Here is a 19,400-nt window from a genome sequence, read left to right on the forward strand (position 1 = left end):
TGTAAATAAAGGGGAGCTAGCTCCCCTTTATTTGTTGGGGAAGTTGAAATGTCCTTTTCTTTTTCAGCTTTCTGAAATATTAACTTCTAGAGTCAATTGGCTTTTCGTGTTGTTTGGGCAGGATAAACACGCACCACCTTTTTAGTATTCCGCTAAAAATCTAAATGCTTTGAATTTCTATTTATAGGCGTAGAATGGAGATAGATTTACTGGAAGGTCTGAATTATGCGTGAGTTCGCCGCCATTGAGGCACCTGTGATTGATCGATTTGGAGGGTTAGACGGACTTCAGTCGAAGCTGGTGAAGCCAAAGCCTGCGCAGCTCTTGAGAGAGATACATGATAGTCAGTGGTTGTCATCGGCATCCCGGGCTGTTTTTCAAGCCGGTTTTAGTTGGAAGGTTGTTGAAAAAAAGTGGCCGGATATAGAGAAGATCTTCTATGGCTTTGATGTTTCGTTCTGTCGTTACTTACCGGAGGAGGCATTAGATGACCTAATGCGGCAGGACGGTATGATCAAACACTGGACTAAAACTCGCTCCATTCAAAGAAATGCAGACTTCTTTTGGCATTTATCTAATGAGCATGGAAGCTTGGGTGCGTATTTCTCTAGCTGGAATACAGGCAACTATATTGAGAATCTTCTCTACTTGCGTAAAGGTGGTGATCGACTCGGCGGTAAGACTGCCCAAGTATTTCTAAGACGAATGGGAGTTGATACTTTGGTTTTTGCAAGTGATACCATTCGTGCACTTATTCGGGAAGGTGTTGTTGATAAGTCTCCGTCTTCCAAAAAAGACTGGGCAGCGTTGAAAGAAACCATGGAAATCTGGCAAGCGCAGTCAAATCGCAGCCTTAACGAGATAAGCCAGATATTATCCTTCTCTGTTGGGTAGGCATGCTTGGATCCAGGGTCGGTAAGTGGGGTATCAGTTTGGCAGAAACCACTATTCACGGCTTCTGCCGGCCTCGCTGTTTGATCGAAGTTTACTCAGTTATGTGTACCGGTCTAACCTGGAACTCCACCGACAATGAAGCTTCATACTGGATCTCGTCGAATGAGCTAGTTTCTGTTTCGATATAGGAGTCCGAAAAACTATCTTTTAGTTTTCCAGCTCTACCCCTGGCAGCGGTAACGACAACCTCTTCCACCGCACCAGCACCCGCTGTCCCATAAAAGCCGATATTCTTTGTACGGATATTAACTGGAATTAGTTGAATACCGAGCGTCTCCTCATAATCTGCTTTTTGCTCCATAATTTTTGCCAGTGCCTTGGATTGTACTTTTTCTGTGTATTCAGAGGTTTCTGAATGTTCAAAAGAGGTACTTACTATATCTACTTCTTTATTTTGGTCAGTTAGTTCTGCGATTGCCTGTAAATGATTTTCCTGGTCTATTGTTACCGCTACTCTATTTATTACTTTATAGCTGGATGGGTTTTTGCCCAGCCATCCAAATTGGGGAGAAGATGAGAATTTGGAATTCTTGATCTTGGATCCGTCTATTCCAGCCTTGATTAAGCTTTGGGTTAAGTTTTTTCGCAGGGAGCTGTTGCTGGCAATGGCGTCTGATAACAATGGCTCCTCAGTCGTGACAATCACATTCACAATGGCTTGATCAGAGTAAGCGGTCTCTTTTGCGTTGCCATGCAGGGTAACAATTCTGGACTCCGGATAAATCAGACCGCGTAAGTCTTGTGGAGTACCCGTAATTTCAGGAGCGGCCTGTGACAGGGTGGGAATGATGAGTGCAGCAAATAAGGCTAGTCTTTTCATATTGACACTTCCATGTAGGGAGGAGTTGATCTTCCAGTACAGTACTGGTCCAGTGTATTTCAGCGAGACTATATCGGTTTTACAAATTTGGAGCTAATTGTTACAGCTGTAATAGCTAGCCAGTACCTTTGTGCTCAAACTATTGCCCAATTCCTGTCTGGGCAGTGATATCTCAACCACTTGGTGGCCCGGCACCGTTGATCGGCGAAGGATTACCGCTTATCGCCCTCCGGATATTTCGAAAACCAGTTCACAGACAATCGATTGCATTCCTTTAAAGTTCACGCCCGCTGCCACATTGGGTATACAAACTTAGTTAATGGCAGCAAGTAATAACAAAAAATTTTAGCGGCATACAAGTTGGGCAGAACTGATGGGTTTACTAGTTAATAAGAAATTAATAGCGCTTGCTTTGACGGCGCTGCTGGCTGCATGTGGCGGTGGTGGAGGCAGCTCCTCCTCGGATTCAGACACTTCGTCAACAGATGGCGGCAGTGACCAGGGCGGTAGTGGAAGTGGCGGTCAAGGGACTTCCGGTCAAGGGACTTCCGGTGATGATGATACTCCGATTTCAGATAATGTAGGGACCACGGTTGTGGTGGGGGATGTAGAAGTCACTGACTTGGGCTTTGCTTCACTGACTGCGATTGATGTGACTTTACCAGAAGGTATGAACAACGCTCGTGAGGTCTACCAGATGGCCCACTATATTGCGCGCACTGATGGCGAGCAGGACGAAGAGGATATTGATATTCCAATTCGGAACTATACGGCGACCTGCGCAACAGATACCGATACTCCCAGGATGTTTGTTTCCACTACTTTGTCAGAGGGGAGCAGTGCTGCGGATACCACTTACGGTTCTGTATATGAGTTGCAGTATGATCCAGATACCTCCAGTTTTGAACCAACGGGTAATGCCACGATTTTAAATCAATGCTACGAATCCCACGGTATAGCCGTCAGCGCTAACTGTTCCACAGTGGCGGTACTGTGTAATACAGAATATCAAGCCAGCGAACGCTATGATGTGGAGGTAGATCTAGTTGAGCAATACGGCTCAAGCTGGATGAAAATGGAAGACAATATTGACTTGATTGAATCCCGTATAGCCAATGAAATTGGTCTTATGGTGGCAACCAATCACGGTAAGTATATCGACTTTTTTACAGAGCACCCGACTCTGACATTCGATGATTTTCTTGCCGGGCTGGAAGCAAACTTCCCCGATACTGATTTTGGAGATTCTCCCTCGTTCAGCACGATTAAAGGGTCTGATATGCAGGAGGAGATGGAATACATTATTACCAGTCTCTCTTCTGGTGACTATGACGATTTGTTGCAGCATATTCGCGATGCCAGTTACAAATATAACGAACAAATCTGGCTATTGGAGTGGGAAAGCCAGTCGCTGGATGAAGTTCCTGATGCCTACGTAGTGAATAAGATGCATGGTGGCACCCACCTTGGTGCCCAAGAGCTGATTCGTGTTGAAGATGATAGCCAAGGCCGCAGCAGCTATGGTTTCTCTGTGTCGGCACGAGTATTTGATGGTAATGGGAGCTCTCACTACTCGGCGGGGTTAACGGTGATAGACCGTGACAATTGGTCCCTCGATATGACCAGCTCAGATAACCGCGGTTGGTACTGGGCCTGTGGCGATGGACATGTGATTAATATTCGCTCATTTTATAATCCGGACAGTGAGCTTTATGGAGCAATTTGCACCAGTGATTGGAACGACTGGATAGGCAGTACACACGGGCAACTGGGTACCATTGCAGTAAAGATGGAAACATCCAGCTCATCTACAGAAGGGCGCTTCAATCACTTTGTTCCTTCAACGTCGGCGATGGTATCTAATGGTGGGGGACATACGGTTGTGCCTGTAGATGCTGATACAAATCTTTCACTTATTGTTTCTCCTAAATATATTGAAGATGCAGATATGGTCCGGTTCCTGCAGGATGAAGTTGGAGTTGATTCTTCTGATGCTGGTCCGTTTGATGAAGATTGTGCAGGCTATGACACTACCAACTGTTTCCTGTCTTATATGAGTTATAACTACTGGGAAGATGATGATAGTTTCTCCACAATAACAAGGCAGGGACTTTATTCCGGTGATGCACTAGATTCCAGCTCTTTAACCCGTATTGGCATCGCCAAAGTCAGTTCTACCGGTAGTATGGAAGGCCAGGGTTTTAATTGGTTGGTTGAGGATGATGATTGCCAAATTAGTGACCCACAACTTATTGATTTAAAAAATGGACGTTACTTATTTGGGTATGCAAAGTTCCAGTGTATTTCTGATAACCTGGCCTATAACCGTATTTATGCCGATAGCGGCTCTAAAAGATTATTAGTGCCAAAAGCCTTTTATGTAATGGAAGTCGATGCAGATCTAAACGTACTTGAAGGGCCAATCGAGTTACCTAATTATGGATGGGGTGGTTTGGATGAACCTATGTACTTAGGCGATGGAAAAGTGGCCTGGACTTATATTAAAAACCCCACCTATGACAACTATGTGAGTGGTCAGCAAAATGTTTGGCAAGCGATGATTTACCACTCAAATAGCGCTAATTTGGATTAGTTCAGATCAACCCTGATACATTTTCTTGAAAAGAGGGGGTTTACCGGTTTTGATGAGGGTGCCTAAATCTAAAAGCAAAACCAAGGATAAACCCCATAATCCATGCTAATGATCACATCATCAAACACAAGACCGGTTTACTAAACCTGGCAGAAGAACTCTGCAATATACCCAATGCTTGTAAGATACTGGGGGTATCGAGAGACTCTTTCTTATCGGTACAAGGAAGCTGTTTCAAGTGGGGGCGAGCCATTAATAGAATGGGAGTAGACGAACAGAAGTAACGCATAAAACTTAGCGTAGAAGCGAGGTGATCAAGGACACCGAAGGCGGGTGATCTAACTGGCCGAGTCAATGATGCAGTTGTGTAGTGAAAATTCGCATTCTTATCTGGGGAGATATGTTTAACTTGTTACTATGGAGCTGACTCATAAGTAGGCCCGGCCCGCTAGCCCCCATCTTGGGGATAAAAAAAGTGGAACGCAGCAGCACCTCGGTCAATAACGGCCGTGATGATTAAACAAAATCCAGCCGCCGGCATAGTAGCCTAATGCCAAGACTAATGCCTTAGATATAGTGAAGGTCTGGTCCTAAATCCACTCCCTCCGATTTAGCCAAAGTTACGTAATTCTCAAACCTAAAGTATAATTTTTTCAGCATTCCACCTCGCGCTACACAGACTAGGAGAAATGGCCGTTAACGTGGAAAGCCTGTATTATTTCCAGTGTCATCTTTCAATCTGTGGGTGTCCTGGAGTGAACCCTCAATCAGAAACGAATCTTCGTTTTTTTCAACCTTATGGTTGGTGTTTCGATGGTTACGGCTGACGTCAATCGGTGCTCTCATGTTTTAATAGGACTATTTGTCTGCCTTGGGTTCGATAGGGTAATCGCTTAGCCGCAAGTTCTGGCTATAGTATCCAATTTGGGGGAGTACTAATCTTTTGTCCAGCCATCGACAATCATTAATAATCTCCCCGGTCTCGATTGATTTATAAAGAGCATGTTATGTCCAGAAAAATATTATCCTTAAAGGTAAAGAGAAATACGGAGCCTAAGAGGGCTTATAAAAAGGAAGAGGATACTTCTGATCCAAAGAAACGGTTCTTAAATGGAGTAGCTATTAATCCATCTGAGCCTATTCGCCTTGAGTCTGGTTCTCAGCAACTTACGGTAAGGGCGATGGATTTGATTACGCCAATTGGTAAGGGGCAGCGTGGCTTGATTGTGGCTCCACCGGGCTGTGGCAAAACCACTATGCTGAAACATATCTGCCAAGCAGTGGGAGAGGCATACCCCGAAATAAAGCTGTACGCTTTGCTTATTGATGAAAGGCCAGAGGAGGTTACTGACTTTAAGCGAAGTGTACCGGCCGAAGTTTATGCGTCTTCTTCTGATCATAGCTATGAAGAGCATGTGCGAGTAGCTAATGAACTCCATGGTAGGGCCTGCAAGGAAGCCGGTGAAGGCCAGGATGTGATGATCGTGGTTGACTCGTTGACAAGACTTTCACGGGTACATAATGCACAGCAGAGTGGCAGGGGACGTACAATGTCTGGCGGGATAGATGCCAGGGCTATGGAGGTCCCCAGAAAGCTGTTTGGTGCTGCGAGGAAGATTGAAGGTGGTGGTTCACTTACGATTCTGGCAACGATACTCGTGGATACCGGAAGCCGAATGGACCAGGTGATATTTGAGGAGTTTAAGGGGACTGGAAATATGGAGGTAGTATTGTCCAGGGAAGTTGCGAGACAGCGAATTTTCCCTGCCTTGGATATTGCTAAAAGCAGTACTCGCCGTGAAGAAATCCTGTTTAACTCGAAAGATATTGCAACGATAAGAGCTTTACGAAGAACTCTTGCTAACCTAAATCCTGTAGATGGCACTAAAAAGCTTATTGAACTCCTTGAAAAGTACCCGACTAATGCGGAGTTACTTGACCATTAATTTTTAGTTAAGTTTAAGGATAGTATTTAGCCGCTTAGCATTTTTGGAGTTAGTTATTTAGCGACCGAGTTCTTACTGGGACAGCCGTTATTTAGTCGAGGGCTTTACACTTCGATTCTCTGGTGTGTTTTTACAAGATATTGCTCAATGAAGAGCTTAGTGGAAATGTGGCCTTAATATGCCGAAAGGGTTGCCCATTCAGCTGAATCACTATTTGGCGTTAGTAGACTGGAGTGGCCGGCATTTAGCCCCCCCAAAAGCGCTCCTTATCCTTGAGCGGCTGGGCATCTCAGCAAAACACTGGCTTTATCTCAGTTAGAACTTTGAAGGCCGCTTTAAAGGTTTGGTGGGAACAGTGGAGACGGTAAAGCAAGCTTGCATCCAACTCGATAAACGCTGGATACACCGAATAGGGATTGCCGGCGTTTCCTCTCAGCCACACCCTGCTAATCTACTTCTACCCCAAATACTCTATAACACGATTACCACTCTTTTATCCAAAATAGCATTTCCAAAAATCTGCATATCAATTCCCAGAACTTAATCTCTCTTACCTGTAAATCAAAAGGTAGGAACCCCCAGAAAGAGAGCTTGCTCTACAGTTCACAGTATCCTCCAGCCTTTGGGTGTTCTAATGTGTGTGTGCACTAATTTGTGCAATAGGATAATAAACAATACCCACTGCAACCAATAAGTTTACTAAACCGGGTGCTTTCATCTAAATTTATGCATCTTCTGAAGATTCACGTATGCGCTCTTTCCGTTCCAGTTCCTCTTGCATCACCGCTTTGATTTCTTCTAGCACGGCATCGACATCGGCGCTGCCATCGTCATCATCAAACTTGCCGCTGAGCGTTGAGCTAGTCGTTAAGTTACCCTCTTCAAACAGTGCCCACATTTCCTTGGCGTATTGAGTCTGTAATAAAGAGGGGGCAAATCTGCCATAATAACGACGCATATTGTCGACGTCACGAGTGAACATTTCTTGTGCACTGTTATTGGCAGCGGCATTAACAGCTTGGGGTAAATCGATAATCACAGGGCCGGAATCATCCACTAGGACGTTAAATTCGGATAAATCACCATGTACAATTCCCTCGTGAAGCATGAGCATGATGTAATGAATCATTAATGCATGATCTTGAATTGCTTGCTCTTCTGACATTGTCACATCGCCAAGCCGTGGTGCGACATTGCCTGCTTCGTCAGTGATTAACTCCATCAATAATACACCGTCAACACAACCAAAAGTCTTGGGAACTCGTACATGAGCGCGTGCTAAACGGGATAAAGCATCAACTTCGGCATTTTGCCAAATCTCTTCCTGCTGTTGGCGGCCATAATTTGACCGTTTTTGCATGGCACGTGCTTGACGACCACTACGAACTTTACGCCCTTCTTGGTACTGTGCGGCCTTTTTAAAATTGCGCTTAGTTGCGTCTTTATAGACTTTGGCGCAACGAATTTCGCCACGACAACGGACAATAAATATATCGGCTTCTTTGCCGCTCATTAGGCGGCTGATAACTTCATCGATTAAGCCATCATCGATGAGAGGCTGTAGACGTTTGGGAGTTTTCACTAGATACCAGCTTTGAGTGTTCGGCAATTAATCATATATGCTATTGACATATTTCTATGTGTATTTGAGGCAGGAAATCTAATCTTGCTTATGGATAAAGAGCGATTATGGGGCCCTATAATGCCCGCGTAAAGGGTGGGGGCAATAAGAATCGCACTTGACATGTGAACGACCCCAGTAGGCAGATCACCGTTTAATGACCTCTAGCTACCAGCGAATAGCTATACCATAAGGTTTTGTGGGGAGGAAGCTGCGAGTAAAACTATGAGTTGGCGAACAGAAACATCCTATGTGGCTTAGTCTGTAGGCCAAGGGTGCCAAAGCCACGTGATCTAATGGATAGGGTTAATGATGCAGCTGATTTGTGAAATTTTATGCTCTTATCTTGGGGAATGTGTGTAATTTGTTTCAGCGATTCTGTCAGCGCGGCTACTGGCTGGTAAGTAGGTCCAACTTGTTAGCATTCATGACTCGCATGATGGGTGGGGTGGGGGCCGGTAGTTAGAAACTACCGGCTACCCGATTTACGCGGACCGCTCTCGAACGTATATATGTACGTTTGATGCCTGCTCATTGAAGCTCCGCTCTTGAAACTCAAGATAGCTCAATGTTCTAACCAATTTTCCAAGTTTGTCATAGCCGTAGTTTCTTGAATCAAATGACGGTGTATTCTTTGTTATATAGCTACCGACGGCAGACAACGAGGACCAACCATCATCTCTAGCTACAGCGTTCACTGCATCGATAACGATTTCTTTCAACTTGGGATTCTTTGACTCATCTTTGATCTTATGGGAATCAGTTTTTCTTAGAACTTCAGTGTGGACAAACTTGTCACAGGCAGCGACAAAGGGCTCCGGCGTTTTCTTCTCACCAAAGCCATATACATAGAGACCACTTTCACGAATCCTATTCGCAAGTCGAGTGAAATCACTATCGGAAGATACTAAACAAAACCCATCCAATCTTCCCTCATGCAGTAAATCCATTGCATCAATAATTAGTGATGAATCGGTCGAGTTTTTTCCTTGCGTATAGCTAAATTGCTGAACAGGCTGTATGGCATGTTTGTGAAGGTGCTGCTTCCACCCTTTCAGGTTTGGAGTAGTCCAATCACCATACGCTCGTTTAACACTAGCAATACCGAACTTTGATATTTCAGCCAGAAGCTTTTGGCAAATAGCGGCTTGTGCATTATCCGCATCAATTAAAACAGCAAGTTTATTATTTTCACTTTCTGACATGTACAGCTATTCCTTTACGCGTAACGTTCACATTTGCGGCGGCTGAAGCATAGCGTAAGCAGTCCGGCCGTGATAGCGGCGAACAACATGCGCTTGGTACGCCCAGCATGGGCGTGAACTAATGGGGTGAAAGTCCCCTGTAGGAGGATCACCGTTTAATGGATTCCATTAAATGCTAACTACTAGCGAATGGCAACTGCAGCATTGTGAGGTCTTGTGGGGAGGAAGCCACTAGCAAAACTACGATCTGACGAACAGAAACATCATATAAGGCTTAGCTTGGAGGCAAGGTAGCTAAGGATGCCGCAGCTATGTAGCTAATGAGCCGAGCTAATGATGTAGTCGTGCATTGAAAGTTCACATTCTTATCTGGGGGGATCTGTTTAGCTTGCTGCTGTGAGGCTGTCAGCATGTCGCTGACTCATAAGTAGGCCTAACCCACTAGCCACCATCGAGGGGTAGAAAAGAGTGGTGGAACACAGCAGCGCCTCGGTCAGTAATGGTCAAGGTGATTAAACAGAAGTTAGCCGACGGCATAGTAGCCAAATGCCAAGATTTATACCTTGGACAGGGTGAAGGCCTGAACCCAAACTCCACGAGTTAAAAGACAGGGCTAGCCTACCGATATGTTTCCAGTCGGATAAGTTGAAGTAGCGCACTGCCATGACACTCAACTCAAAAGTTGCTCGACTCTATCGTTGGATAGAGATTCATTACGGATAGGGAACCGCCCATTGCGGACTCGCATGATGGGTGGTGTGGGGGCCTGTAGCTAGAAACTACCGGCTAGCCGATTATGAGCCTCACTGCTCGTAGACCTGAATAGTAATCGCACGTCTGTCGCCACGTACTCTGAGGATTGTCAAAAGACCATATTGTTTGAAGTACATGATTTTTTCCCATTCTGGAAAGTTACTACTGCCTGGAAGACTAGATTTAGGCTGAAGCTTCCAAGACCCACCCTCCTCAACGATCTTCATGAGTGAAGCATAATCATGCTCTGACATCTCTATATAGAAAATTTCGTTATAGTCACCGAAATACTTTGCAATGTCAGAAGCTTTCTCCCGCGCGACAACTACGAAATCCTCTTTAGGCTTGAAGCCGATAGCTTCATTGACTATTAGCGAAATATCATATCGCTTCGTACAGCTGACAACTAAAAATAGAAAAAAAACAAATGTGGCCCGAGTCTTCATCGTTCATAACGCCCGCATTTACGGCTGGTTTGGAGCACAGCGGAAAACTAGTCCGACAACATGTGCTAGCTAGGCCTTGACAGCATGATAAAAGACTCCCAGCCCCTCGGGATCATAAAACTCCCAGCTAGCATTTTCATACCTAACGAATACCTCATCGGCCTGTAGAGCACCCCACCAACTATTCAAAGCTTCGAAAAAGATCGATGTAGTAAAATCACCGCAAAGATCGTTTGGGAAATACGATATTTCAACAGCTATTTTTTCACCTTCAGACCAATCGAGAAACAGATGAACTTGGCTTACAAAGCTATCTCTAGATTTCAGCTGTCCATGAATACAACCTTCTTCACGTTGTGTGATGTAAGACACTACACTTTCCGAAGACATTTCAACTACTTCACCGTCTTGATCTAGAAGCTCGCCATCGCTGAATTCCTCGAGAAATAGCTTTATGAACTTTTCGACACAAGCCAAAGTGGCTGGAGTAAACGTAATATCCCTAGTGCTACCATCACTGTCGGTTAAATATTCAAGTACTTCAGCTTCGTTCATATGAGAGCTGGTCTTGCCCACAAAAAGTAGACACTCTAACTATGCGTATTTTCGTTCATACTCTGCTGGACTTACATAGCCCAATGCAGAGTGCCTACGAACCCTATTGTAGAAAATCTCAATGTATTCAAACACCTCAGATTTTGCTTGCTCTTCGCTTTCGAATGTTCCGGCATAGACCAGCTCGACTTTTAGCCTGCTAAAGAATGATTCCATTGCCGCATTATCCCAACAGTTAGCCTGGCGACTCATACTCGGTTTGCACTTGCTTTCGGACAAGAGATCCTGGTATTTCTGCGATCGATATTGCACACCCCTGTCAGAGTGAACTAGCAGTCCAGGCTTTATTGGTCGTCGCTCTAGGGCCATTTTCAATGCTCGACGTGTCAATTCATCGGTCATCTGCGAGTCGAATGCCCAACCTACAATACGTCGAGAGTACAGATCCATAACTACCGCGAGGTATAGCCACCTATCCAGAACCCAGATATACGTAATGTCACTGGTCCAGCGGCAATTTGGTCGATCCACATCAAAGCAACGCTTAAGTAAGTTGGCGGAGACGTTAATGCTCCCCTCTACGGGCTGACTATATCGAAAGCCTTTGCCGTTTCTCGCTTTAATATGTTCCTGCTGCATAAGCTTAGCGACGTAGTTCCGCGAGCATGGCTCACCTAACTCTTGAAGCTCGCAAGCAATTCTAGGCGCGCCATAACGACCTTTAAACTCAACAAACGTCTCTCGGATTTTCTCGATTGTTCGTATCTCTCTAATCGTGCGAGCAGATGGCAATCGCCCCCGCCATCGATAATAACCCGATCTTGAGACTTCTAAACACCGACACATCAAGCTAACCGGGAATGACCCTACATGCTCTTGTATCAATGCGTACTTTACTCTTGGTGGTTCGCAAAGTACGCAGCTGCCTTTTTTAGAAACTCAACCTCCTGACGAGCTTCATGCAGCTCCTTCTTGAGTTTGCGAACTTCAGCGCTTTCCTGTTTGGAATAGTCGACACCGTCTAAACTATTGAACTGCTTATCAGACAGTCGATTAAATTGACGACGCCAGTTGTAGATCTGCTGTGCGCTGACGCCTAGCTCTCGCGCCACAGAAGCCGTTGTTGCTCCAGGCTTTTCCGCTCTCTTAACTGCTTCTCTGCGGAACTCCTCCGTATACGCCTGAGTTCTTTTCTTACCCATAATACACCTCCGTGTTAGGCCTAAACCTAACTATACAGGGTGTCTACTAAACGTGGGTAAGTCTTATGTATAACGCCTCAATAACCGGCAGCTGGAACGAAGCGAAGCGCAGTGTAAGCTGTCCGGCGCCGAAGGCGCGTAGTTGATTGATTTGGTACGCCCAGCATGGGCGTGAACTAATGGGGTGAAAGTCCCCTGTAGGAAGATCACCGTTTAATGGACTTCATTAAATGCTAACTACTAGCGAATGGCAACTGCAATACCGCGAGGTCTTGTGGGGAGGAAGCCGCTAGCAAAACTACGAGCTGACGGACAGAAACATCATATAAGACTTAGCCTGGAGGCGAGGTGGCCAAGGACACCGAAGCCATGTGATCTAACGGGTAGAGTAAATGATGCAGTTGTGTAGTGAAAGTTCACGTTCTTATCTGGGGAGATCTGTTTAACTTGCCGCTGTGAAGCTGTCAGCGTGGCCGCTGACTCATAAATAGACCCAGCCCGCTAGCCACCATCGCGGGGATAGAAAAAAATGGTGGAACACAGCAGGGCTCCGCTCAGTAATGAGTAGGGTGATTAAACAGAAGTCAGCAGAAGGCATCGTAGCCAAATGCCAAGATTAATACCTTGGACAGGGTGAAGGCCTGAACCTAAATCCACGAGTTGAAAGACAGGGCTAGCCTACTGATATGTTTCCAGTCGGTTAAAGTTGATGTAGCGCACTGCCATGACACTCAACTCAAATGAAGATCTGCTCGACACTATCGTTGGGTAGAGATTCATTATGGATAGGAACCGCCCATTGCGAACCCGCACGATGGGTGGTGTGGGGGCCGGTAGCTAAAACTACCGGTTACCCGATTTAAGTGCAGGACTATCTACCTGCACCACAGTTAATTTAAACCCTTTGATACCTAAGCCATCAAATTTTTTACGATGCTCTGGATACCAAATTGACACATTCGTTGTTTCAGCAGCCGACTCAATTCTGGGCTTTTGCCAATAGCTATAACTTTCTCGCCCTGCTAAATATGCGTTGTTAGAGTTTACTAGCCCAGAACAGTTTGGGGTGCCTATTTTAAATGTGGCACTATCTGAGAGCGGTGCTGATAAAGTGATGCTCTCGGCCGGGACTGTTTCCCAGACCTCTGCAAGCCCCATTTCTCCGGCGTGGCACAGATAATCTACTACGTTGCACTGGATGGTTGTTTTTGCCTCATGCTCACCTAGCTCGCTGGTAAAAACCATTTTTGCCTCGAAGTACTTCGTTTTTTCAACTAACGAAGTAAATGGCTTTTCTACGGCACAACTTGTAAAAAGAATTGGTTCAATACAACCAGTAAGTGCAATCGATGCAATTGTAAGTATGAGTAGCTTCATTTCCTTTGTACACTTAACGCCTAAAGTAACGGCGAGCGTAGCGAGTCCAGGCCCGCAAGGCCGATTTTGGCTTTACTTGGTACGCCCAGCATGGGCGTGAACTAATGGGGTGAAAGTCCCCTGCAGGAAGATCACGGTTTAATGGATTTCATTAAATGCTAACTACTAGCGAATGGCAACTGCAATACCGCGAGGTCTTGTGGGGAGGAAGCCGCTAGCAGAACTACGAGCTGACGGACAGAAATATCATATAAGGCTTAGCCTGAAGGCGAGGTGGCCAAGGACACCGAAGCCGGGTGATCAAGCGGGTAGGGTCAATGATGCAGTTGTGTAGTAAAAGTTGATGTTCTTATCTGGGGAGATCTGTTTAGCTTGCTGCTATGAAGCTGTCAGGTGGCCGCTGACTCACAAATAGACCCAATCCGCTAGCCACTATCGTGGGTTAAAAAATGTAGTTGAACACAGTAGTGATCGTTGAGTAGAAATTCATTACAGATACGGAATTGCCCATTGTGGACCTACACGATGGGTGGTGTGGGGGCCGGTAGCTAAAAACTACCGGCTACCCGATTTAGCATTGAGACTCGTCCCCCGTAGCAAATCTTACGTACCAGTGGTCTCGATTCTTTCCTATTTCTAAACTTGTTTCTTTATACAATCTGTTCCAGCAAAACACCTTTTCCCCTTTTTTCCTACGTGAATAAGGATTTGGTGGATTGTTGGCAATTTCGGTTAGGAGCGCATCTGGAGAACCTAGCGCTTCTGCCGAAACGTTATATATTTTCCTAAATAGTATTTTTGCTCTTTCAAATTCAACCTCCGTTGTAAAGAAAACCACATCGTAAAGCCCGATATCGTTAAAACATTGAATCTTTAGATGCCCCTCTTTCCCGAAATACTCTTTACCAATAAATATTTCACCATCATTTTTTAGAACCGGATCGAAACCCTCTTCCTTGAATCCCCTTAGGAGGCTGTCACAGGAGTCTCCCATTCCTGCTTCTACCAAGGTGAGTGCATAAGAACAAGAAGAAAACAATAATAATGTCGTAAATAATAGTTTTTTCATGATTGCATGCTAACGAGGGTGTAGAAAAACTCACCCTACTTTTCATATTATGGTTGTACGTAAAAAATTGAGTCTTTGTCAGTGAAAGCTGAGCCAGATTTCACGCAGGATCACGATTTTTGATCGATATTTAATCAACCTCAACCCTCACAAGTATAATTTAGTTTTTCTACAGCCTGAACGCCTCAAACAGCGGCAGTTTTGGAGCGGCGAAGCCGCGGAAAAGCTGTCTAGCACACGACATGCAGCGTTGCTGCTTTGACTTATTACGCCCAGCATGAGCGTGAACTAATGGGGTGAAAGTCCCCTGTAGGAGGATCACCATTTAATGGGTCCATTAAATGCTAACTACTAGCGAATGGCAACTGCAGCATTGCGAGGTCTTGTGGGGAGGAAGCCACTAGCAAAACTACGATCTGACGAACAGAAACATCATATAAGGCTTAGCTTGGAGGCGAGGTGGCTAAGGGTGCCGCAGCTATGTAGCTAATGATGTAGTCGTGCATTGAAAGTTCACGTTCTTATCTGGGGAGATCTGTTTAACTTGCTGCTATGAAGCTGTCAGCGTGGCCGCTGACTCATAAGTAGGCCCAGCCCGCTAACCACCATCGTGGGAGTAAACAAAATTGGTGGAACACAGCGGCGCCTCGGTTAGTAATGATCAAGGTAATTAAACAGAAGTCACCGACGGCATAGTAGCCAAATGCCAAGATTAATACCGTGGACAGGGTGAAGGCCTGAACCCAAAATCCAGGAGTTAAAAGACAGGGCTAGCCTACTGATATGTTTCCAGTCGGATAAGTTGAGGTAGCGCACTGCCATGATACTCAACTCAAATGAAGAGCTGCTCGACGCTATCGTTGGGTAGAGATTCAATATGGATAGGGAGCCGCCCATTGCGGACCCGCACGATGGATGGTGCGGGGGCCGGCAATTAGAAACTACCGGCTACCCGATTTAAATGAGTGGTTCAGATTGCTCGTAGATCTTCATTGAATTCTAACCCTGAATGGCCATTAATTAGATCTATAAAACCCTTTTGGCAATAAATTCCCATGAACCCATCATAGCTTGTTTTGAAGATAAGATCTTCAGGAGATGGATTAAAAGAAATCTCTTTCACATATGAAGATTCTTTTCCATCGATTATTTCTTTTGAACTTTTTGTTAAATCAGCTTCAATACTGTGGGTTATATTGAAAATAAACCACGTTTCTCCAGAAAGATCTATTGGCAGAAACTCACCATATCTGTCAAGATTCAAATGAAGAGCATTATATGCTTTTAAGTTAAAGCATATATTTCTTTGCCATTCTCCTAAGTCAGTTGCAATTTCTTCATTGTTAAAGAGCGACGCTGTGAATTTTTTCCAAATTTCCTCTCGAGGAGTGCCGTCAAAGACAAACTTGAAACCACCAAGTGTCTTCATCATTGTTGGCACATCTATGTTTATTCGTGGAGCTTTTTCCTGAAAGGTTACTTTGTAGACTGACACTTTTATATCCTACCAACACTTTTCCAAGGTGTACCATCCCAGAAGGGCTCTTGATACTCTGCAAGACTAGCCCTTTTATCTCCTTTTACAAGCATTACCTTTTTAGGGAAATTAGCTGTCAGCAGCATATTTTCAATCACATTTAGTGTAGTAATAAATGTGCTTAAATCCCGTATATGCAAAAGAGATTCATTAAGCCAGTCATAGTAATTTTGACGATGTATTCTACTATGAGGAACTGCTCTTGGGTAGGGATTTTGACCTGTATCAGCCGTTCTGCGCGGAAGCCAAACACCATTATTAGGGTCGTCTATTCGTAGTTTTAACAAAGCAATTATTCCGCGTAATGCGGCAGCTTCATTATGAGATCCACTGACTATGTGATGCGCATCCCACCTATAATTTGGTTTTGGCTTTCCAGATGCTCTCATGTTTTTACCAAGTTTTGCAGAGCTTGCTTCTTCGTTCATTAATTCTTCTGCATCGAGACTTGATGCTTCAGATTGATATTTGTCCAATTGTGTTTGAAGCTTTACGATTGATTTTATATGTGATATTTCATGCCTAATATACGCATCCTTTTCAGCTTCATTCTTCCATGGCCTTTTGCCATACCCTTGAATGGCAGAATCGATAGTCCTTTGAAGTATATTTCTTGTTTTGAACACCTTGCTTTCCTTGAACTCTGATGTTGATATTTTGGGAGCATTTAACGCCTAAAGGCGGCGCGCAGCTTTAGCTGTCCGCTGCCTTTACTTGGTATGCCCAGCATGAGCGTGAACTAATGGGGTGAAAGTCTCCTCTAGAGAGATCACCATTTAATGGACTCCATTAAATGCTAACTACTAGTGAATGGCAACTGCAGCATCGCGAGGTCTTGCAGAGAGAAGCCGCTAGTAAAACTGCGAGCTGACGAACAGAAACATCTTATAAGGATCAGCCTGGAGGCGGGGTGCCAAGGACACCGAAGCCATGTGATCTAACGGGTAGAGTAAATGATGCAGTTGTGTAGTGAAAGTTCACGTTCTTATCTGGGGAGATCTGTTTAACTTGCCGCTGTGAAGCTGTCAGCGTGGCCGCTGACTCATAAATAGGCCCAACTCGCTAGCCACCATCGCGGGGATAGAAAAAATGGCGGAACACAGCAGCGCTCCGCTCAGTAATGAGTAGGGTGATTAAACAGAAGTCAGCAGACGGCATAGTAGCCAAATGCCAAGATTAATACCTTGGAAAGGGTGAAGGCCTGAACCTAAATCCACGAGTTGAAAGACAGGGCTAGCCTACTGATATGTTTCCAGTCGGTTAAAGTTGAAGTAGCGCACTGCCATGACACGCAACTCAAATGAAGAGCTGCTCGACGCTATCGTTGGGTAGAGATTCATTACGGATAGGGAACCGCCTATTGCGGACCCGCACGATGGGTGGTGTGGGGGCCGGTAGCTAAAAATCACCGGCTACCCGATTTATGTATTTATCTCACTGCTGCTTTTTCACTATAAATTGGGTTTACATACCCGCTTATCAAATAACAATAAAGCTCATTCATATCCCTGTAAAGGTGATAGTAATCATCTTGGCAGTGTGGAGCATGCGGATAAATACCAAAACGACTTTCTGGATGAAATGCTTTGATTCTATTTTGGTAATATTCTTCGAAGTATGAATCTAGTTTATATGGGTCATTAAAGACATCATGTAAATGATGCATAGCTTCTTTAGATGATGGGTTCTTATTTCCTTGCGCAGAGAGAATGCCCAAGACTAATCGATAGGATACTTCCATAGCTATAAAAAGCGTATTTATAGATTGCTCTGCAAATTGATAATGCTCATGGAGCATTCTAGACTTCAATAACGCAGTAACTCCTCTAACGATCAAGTTATTATTTATATCAAAGTCGTTATATAGTTGATCAATTAGCTCAAAATTGATTCCCTTTTCCACAAGCCTATATTCTCTATCTCCTATTATCGTAGGTAACGGAATATCGTGGCAGTTTAAGTAGTAGTTTGGAATCTGGTGCCCTGAATTTGGATGCTTAACACAAGGCACGTTAAATATATCTAAAAGAAAAGACTTAATAATTTCTTTAAGGTTTGGAGATTGATACTCTTGTAATGAAAGCGAAATTGACTCTGTTTTTGGGAATGGATAAAACATCGAGTAGCCCTCGTGTTTATCTGTCGCTAGGTTTACTATGCCGTATAGCCTAGCTTCTGTTGGATTAAGCCACTCAACCTCGCTGTAATATTCATCTCCATCATCAATATCATATTCATGAAATCTACTAATTGAAAAGCAAATATCTTCGTCTTTAAAGAATGCGCAATCATCAAAGATTAGATCCCTATTTGGATATACACCTATCGGAGACAGCACTCTAATTTTATACTCTTCTCTATCCATAGATCACAGTTCTAGTTTTTTAAATAACGTCGCGCTCAGCCGTGGCTAACTTAATGCGCTTTACATGCAAAATCGGAGCGTAGCGACCGCGCACAAAGCGTATAAAGTTAGACGTCGGTCCGCAGCGCATTGTTAGGCATGCAGAGGTACTGATACCTTTTGGTAATCGGCACCACATGAAACAGTAACCTCTGATGTCTTCGGGTCACCATTAGGAAAACCTAAGGGCTTCTGAACCCACGGTACAACCTCTATTGTGTAGGTTTTATCCACCAACAATGAACCAGCTTCGATCACGCAATGTTTGTCTGTACATTTCGCCACATTTACTCTAGCTCTGGCAGGAACAGATATAACCCCCTTGGATGCCGATGCATTTGAAATACTTGACTCTTCATAGTTGAGAATGCTGTATACGGACGAAAAAACGTCATTGTAAGATATTTTAAGATCTAAGCAGGTGGAATTTCCGCTATTTGAAATATGCAGGTATCGAGTGTCACTTATATTCGAGAGTCGTACTTCAAGTTCCGGCTGTGTATTATTTTGAGACAGCCCATAGGCTCCAAAACCTATTGCAGCTAAAACACCGATAATTCCAAATATTCCATTTGCCGAAGTTATTTCAGTGCTGAATTTTTTTAATGCCATGTCATCTTCCTTGTAAATGCCTAACGCTTGCCAGCAGGGGCGGTAACGTCCCCCTGGCTGGCTTTGGTACGCCCAGCATGGGCGTGAACTAATGGGGTGAAAGTCTCCTGTAGGAGATCACCGTTTAATGGACTTCATTAAATGCTAACTACTAGCGAATGGCAACTGCAATACCGTGAGGTCTTGTGGGGAGGAAGCCGCTAGCAAAACTACGAGCTGACGGACAGAAACATCATATAAGGCTTAGCCTGGAGGCGAGGTGGCCAAGGACACCGAAGCCATGTGATCTAACGGGTAGAGTAAATG

The 19,400-nt window shown here is 44.5% G+C and carries 16 protein-coding genes and 1 pseudogene; 4 read left to right on the forward strand and 13 right to left on the reverse strand.

The features are described from left to right. Nucleotides 1–225: 225 nt before the first annotated feature. The gene (locus ACJJIZ_RS08110; protein WP_444915780.1) at nt 226–894 is read left to right on the forward strand and encodes a DNA-3-methyladenine glycosylase I; all 669 of its coding nucleotides are present in this window, start codon (nt 226–228) and stop codon (nt 892–894) included. Nucleotides 895–985: 91 nt separating this feature from the next. Here ACJJIZ_RS08110 and ACJJIZ_RS08115 read toward each other — a convergent pair whose 3' ends face one another. Beyond that, the gene (locus ACJJIZ_RS08115; RefSeq protein ID WP_444915781.1) at nt 986–1,774 is read right to left on the reverse strand and encodes an SIMPL domain-containing protein; all 789 of its coding nucleotides are present in this window, start codon (nt 1,772–1,774) and stop codon (nt 986–988) included. Nucleotides 1,775–2,147: 373 nt separating this feature from the next. Here ACJJIZ_RS08115 and ACJJIZ_RS08120 point away from each other — a divergent pair, with 373 nt between their 5' ends. The 3 genes and pseudogenes from ACJJIZ_RS08120 to rho all read left to right on the forward strand — a co-directional run bounded on the left by ACJJIZ_RS08120 (nt 2,148) and on the right by rho (nt 6,313). Next, nucleotides 2,148–4,367, forward strand: a complete 2,220-nt coding sequence (locus ACJJIZ_RS08120) for a hypothetical protein (protein ID WP_444915782.1) — start codon at nt 2,148–2,150, stop codon at nt 4,365–4,367. A gap of 95 nt (nt 4,368–4,462) precedes the next feature. Next, a pseudogene (locus ACJJIZ_RS08125) lies at nt 4,463–4,613 on the forward strand (helix-turn-helix domain-containing protein); the annotation flags it as partial. 761 nt (nt 4,614–5,374) lie between these two features. Beyond that, the gene (gene rho, locus ACJJIZ_RS08130; protein WP_444915783.1) at nt 5,375–6,313 is read left to right on the forward strand and encodes a transcription termination factor Rho; all 939 of its coding nucleotides are present in this window, start codon (nt 5,375–5,377) and stop codon (nt 6,311–6,313) included. 724 nt (nt 6,314–7,037) lie between these two features. Here rho and ACJJIZ_RS08135 read toward each other — a convergent pair. From ACJJIZ_RS08135 to ACJJIZ_RS08190, 12 genes are all read right to left on the reverse strand, one after another. Further along, the gene (locus ACJJIZ_RS08135) at nt 7,038–7,895 is read right to left on the reverse strand and encodes a PA4780 family RIO1-like protein kinase (RefSeq protein ID WP_444915784.1); all 858 of its coding nucleotides are present in this window, start codon (nt 7,893–7,895) and stop codon (nt 7,038–7,040) included. Nucleotides 7,896–8,419: 524 nt separating this feature from the next. Then, nucleotides 8,420–9,139 (reverse strand): NYN domain-containing protein, encoded by a 720-nt coding sequence (locus ACJJIZ_RS08140; protein ID WP_444915785.1) that lies wholly within the window; start codon nt 9,137–9,139, stop codon nt 8,420–8,422. An 803-nt stretch (nt 9,140–9,942) separates the two neighbouring features. Beyond that, on the reverse strand, nt 9,943–10,338 hold the full coding sequence (locus ACJJIZ_RS08145; RefSeq protein ID WP_444915786.1) for a hypothetical protein: 396 nt from the start codon (nt 10,336–10,338) through the stop codon (nt 9,943–9,945). A gap of 69 nt (nt 10,339–10,407) precedes the next feature. Further along, complete coding sequence (locus tag ACJJIZ_RS08150; RefSeq protein WP_444915787.1) at nt 10,408–10,893, reverse strand: hypothetical protein; 486 nt, start codon at nt 10,891–10,893, stop codon at nt 10,408–10,410. Nucleotides 10,894–10,932: 39 nt separating this feature from the next. After that, nucleotides 10,933–11,778, reverse strand: coding sequence for an IS3 family transposase (locus tag ACJJIZ_RS08155; RefSeq protein WP_282933833.1), 846 nt, complete (start codon nt 11,776–11,778; stop codon nt 10,933–10,935). Between the two features lie 8 nt (nt 11,779–11,786). Beyond that, nucleotides 11,787–12,095: a transposase gene (locus ACJJIZ_RS08160; RefSeq protein WP_444895975.1), complete on the reverse strand. Its 309-nt coding sequence runs from the start codon at nt 12,093–12,095 to the stop codon at nt 11,787–11,789. A gap of 843 nt (nt 12,096–12,938) precedes the next feature. Further along, nucleotides 12,939–13,472: a hypothetical protein gene (locus ACJJIZ_RS08165; protein ID WP_444915788.1), complete on the reverse strand. Its 534-nt coding sequence runs from the start codon at nt 13,470–13,472 to the stop codon at nt 12,939–12,941. A 571-nt stretch (nt 13,473–14,043) separates the two neighbouring features. Then, on the reverse strand, nt 14,044–14,541 hold the full coding sequence (locus ACJJIZ_RS08170; RefSeq protein ID WP_444915789.1) for a hypothetical protein: 498 nt from the start codon (nt 14,539–14,541) through the stop codon (nt 14,044–14,046). A 970-nt stretch (nt 14,542–15,511) separates the two neighbouring features. After that, nucleotides 15,512–16,036 carry a hypothetical protein gene (locus ACJJIZ_RS08175; protein ID WP_444915790.1) on the reverse strand — a complete coding sequence of 175 codons (525 nt, stop codon included), beginning with the start codon at nt 16,034–16,036 and terminating at the stop codon, nt 15,512–15,514. 2 nt (nt 16,037–16,038) lie between these two features. Beyond that, nucleotides 16,039–16,704, reverse strand: a complete 666-nt coding sequence (locus ACJJIZ_RS08180; RefSeq protein ID WP_444915791.1) for an AHH domain-containing protein — start codon at nt 16,702–16,704, stop codon at nt 16,039–16,041. An 803-nt stretch (nt 16,705–17,507) separates the two neighbouring features. Next, nucleotides 17,508–18,443 (reverse strand): hypothetical protein, encoded by a 936-nt coding sequence (locus tag ACJJIZ_RS08185; protein ID WP_444915792.1) that lies wholly within the window; start codon nt 18,441–18,443, stop codon nt 17,508–17,510. A 132-nt stretch (nt 18,444–18,575) separates the two neighbouring features. After that, a complete protein-coding gene (locus ACJJIZ_RS08190; protein WP_444915793.1) occupies nt 18,576–19,094 on the reverse strand; it encodes a hypothetical protein in 519 nt (172 codons plus the stop codon). Nucleotides 19,095–19,400: the final 306 nt, after the last annotated feature.

It is taken from the genome of Microbulbifer maximicatervae (SeqCode), from assembly GCF_052467225.1.

Bases quoted from the DNA above. Each gene is read 5' to 3' on its own strand.
- ACJJIZ_RS08110 (WP_444915780.1), top strand. From the start codon at position 226: ATGCGTGAGTTCGCCGCCATTGAGGCACCTGTGATTGATCGATTTGGA.
- ACJJIZ_RS08115 (WP_444915781.1), bottom strand. From the start codon at position 1,774: ATGAAAAGACTAGCCTTATTTGCTGCACTCATCATTCCCACCCTGTCA.
- ACJJIZ_RS08120 (WP_444915782.1), top strand. From the start codon at position 2,148: ATGGGTTTACTAGTTAATAAGAAATTAATAGCGCTTGCTTTGACGGCG.
- rho (WP_444915783.1), top strand. From the start codon at position 5,375: ATGTCCAGAAAAATATTATCCTTAAAGGTAAAGAGAAATACGGAGCCT.
- ACJJIZ_RS08140 (WP_444915785.1), bottom strand. From the start codon at position 9,139: ATGTCAGAAAGTGAAAATAATAAACTTGCTGTTTTAATTGATGCGGAT.
- ACJJIZ_RS08145 (WP_444915786.1), bottom strand. From the start codon at position 10,338: ATGAAGACTCGGGCCACATTTGTTTTTTTTCTATTTTTAGTTGTCAGC.
- ACJJIZ_RS08150 (WP_444915787.1), bottom strand. From the start codon at position 10,893: ATGAACGAAGCTGAAGTACTTGAATATTTAACCGACAGTGATGGTAGC.
- ACJJIZ_RS08160 (WP_444895975.1), bottom strand. From the start codon at position 12,095: ATGGGTAAGAAAAGAACTCAGGCGTATACGGAGGAGTTCCGCAGAGAA.
- ACJJIZ_RS08165 (WP_444915788.1), bottom strand. From the start codon at position 13,472: ATGAAGCTACTCATACTTACAATTGCATCGATTGCACTTACTGGTTGT.
- ACJJIZ_RS08170 (WP_444915789.1), bottom strand. From the start codon at position 14,541: ATGAAAAAACTATTATTTACGACATTATTATTGTTTTCTTCTTGTTCT.
- ACJJIZ_RS08185 (WP_444915792.1), bottom strand. From the start codon at position 18,443: ATGGATAGAGAAGAGTATAAAATTAGAGTGCTGTCTCCGATAGGTGTA.
- ACJJIZ_RS08190 (WP_444915793.1), bottom strand. From the start codon at position 19,094: ATGGCATTAAAAAAATTCAGCACTGAAATAACTTCGGCAAATGGAATA.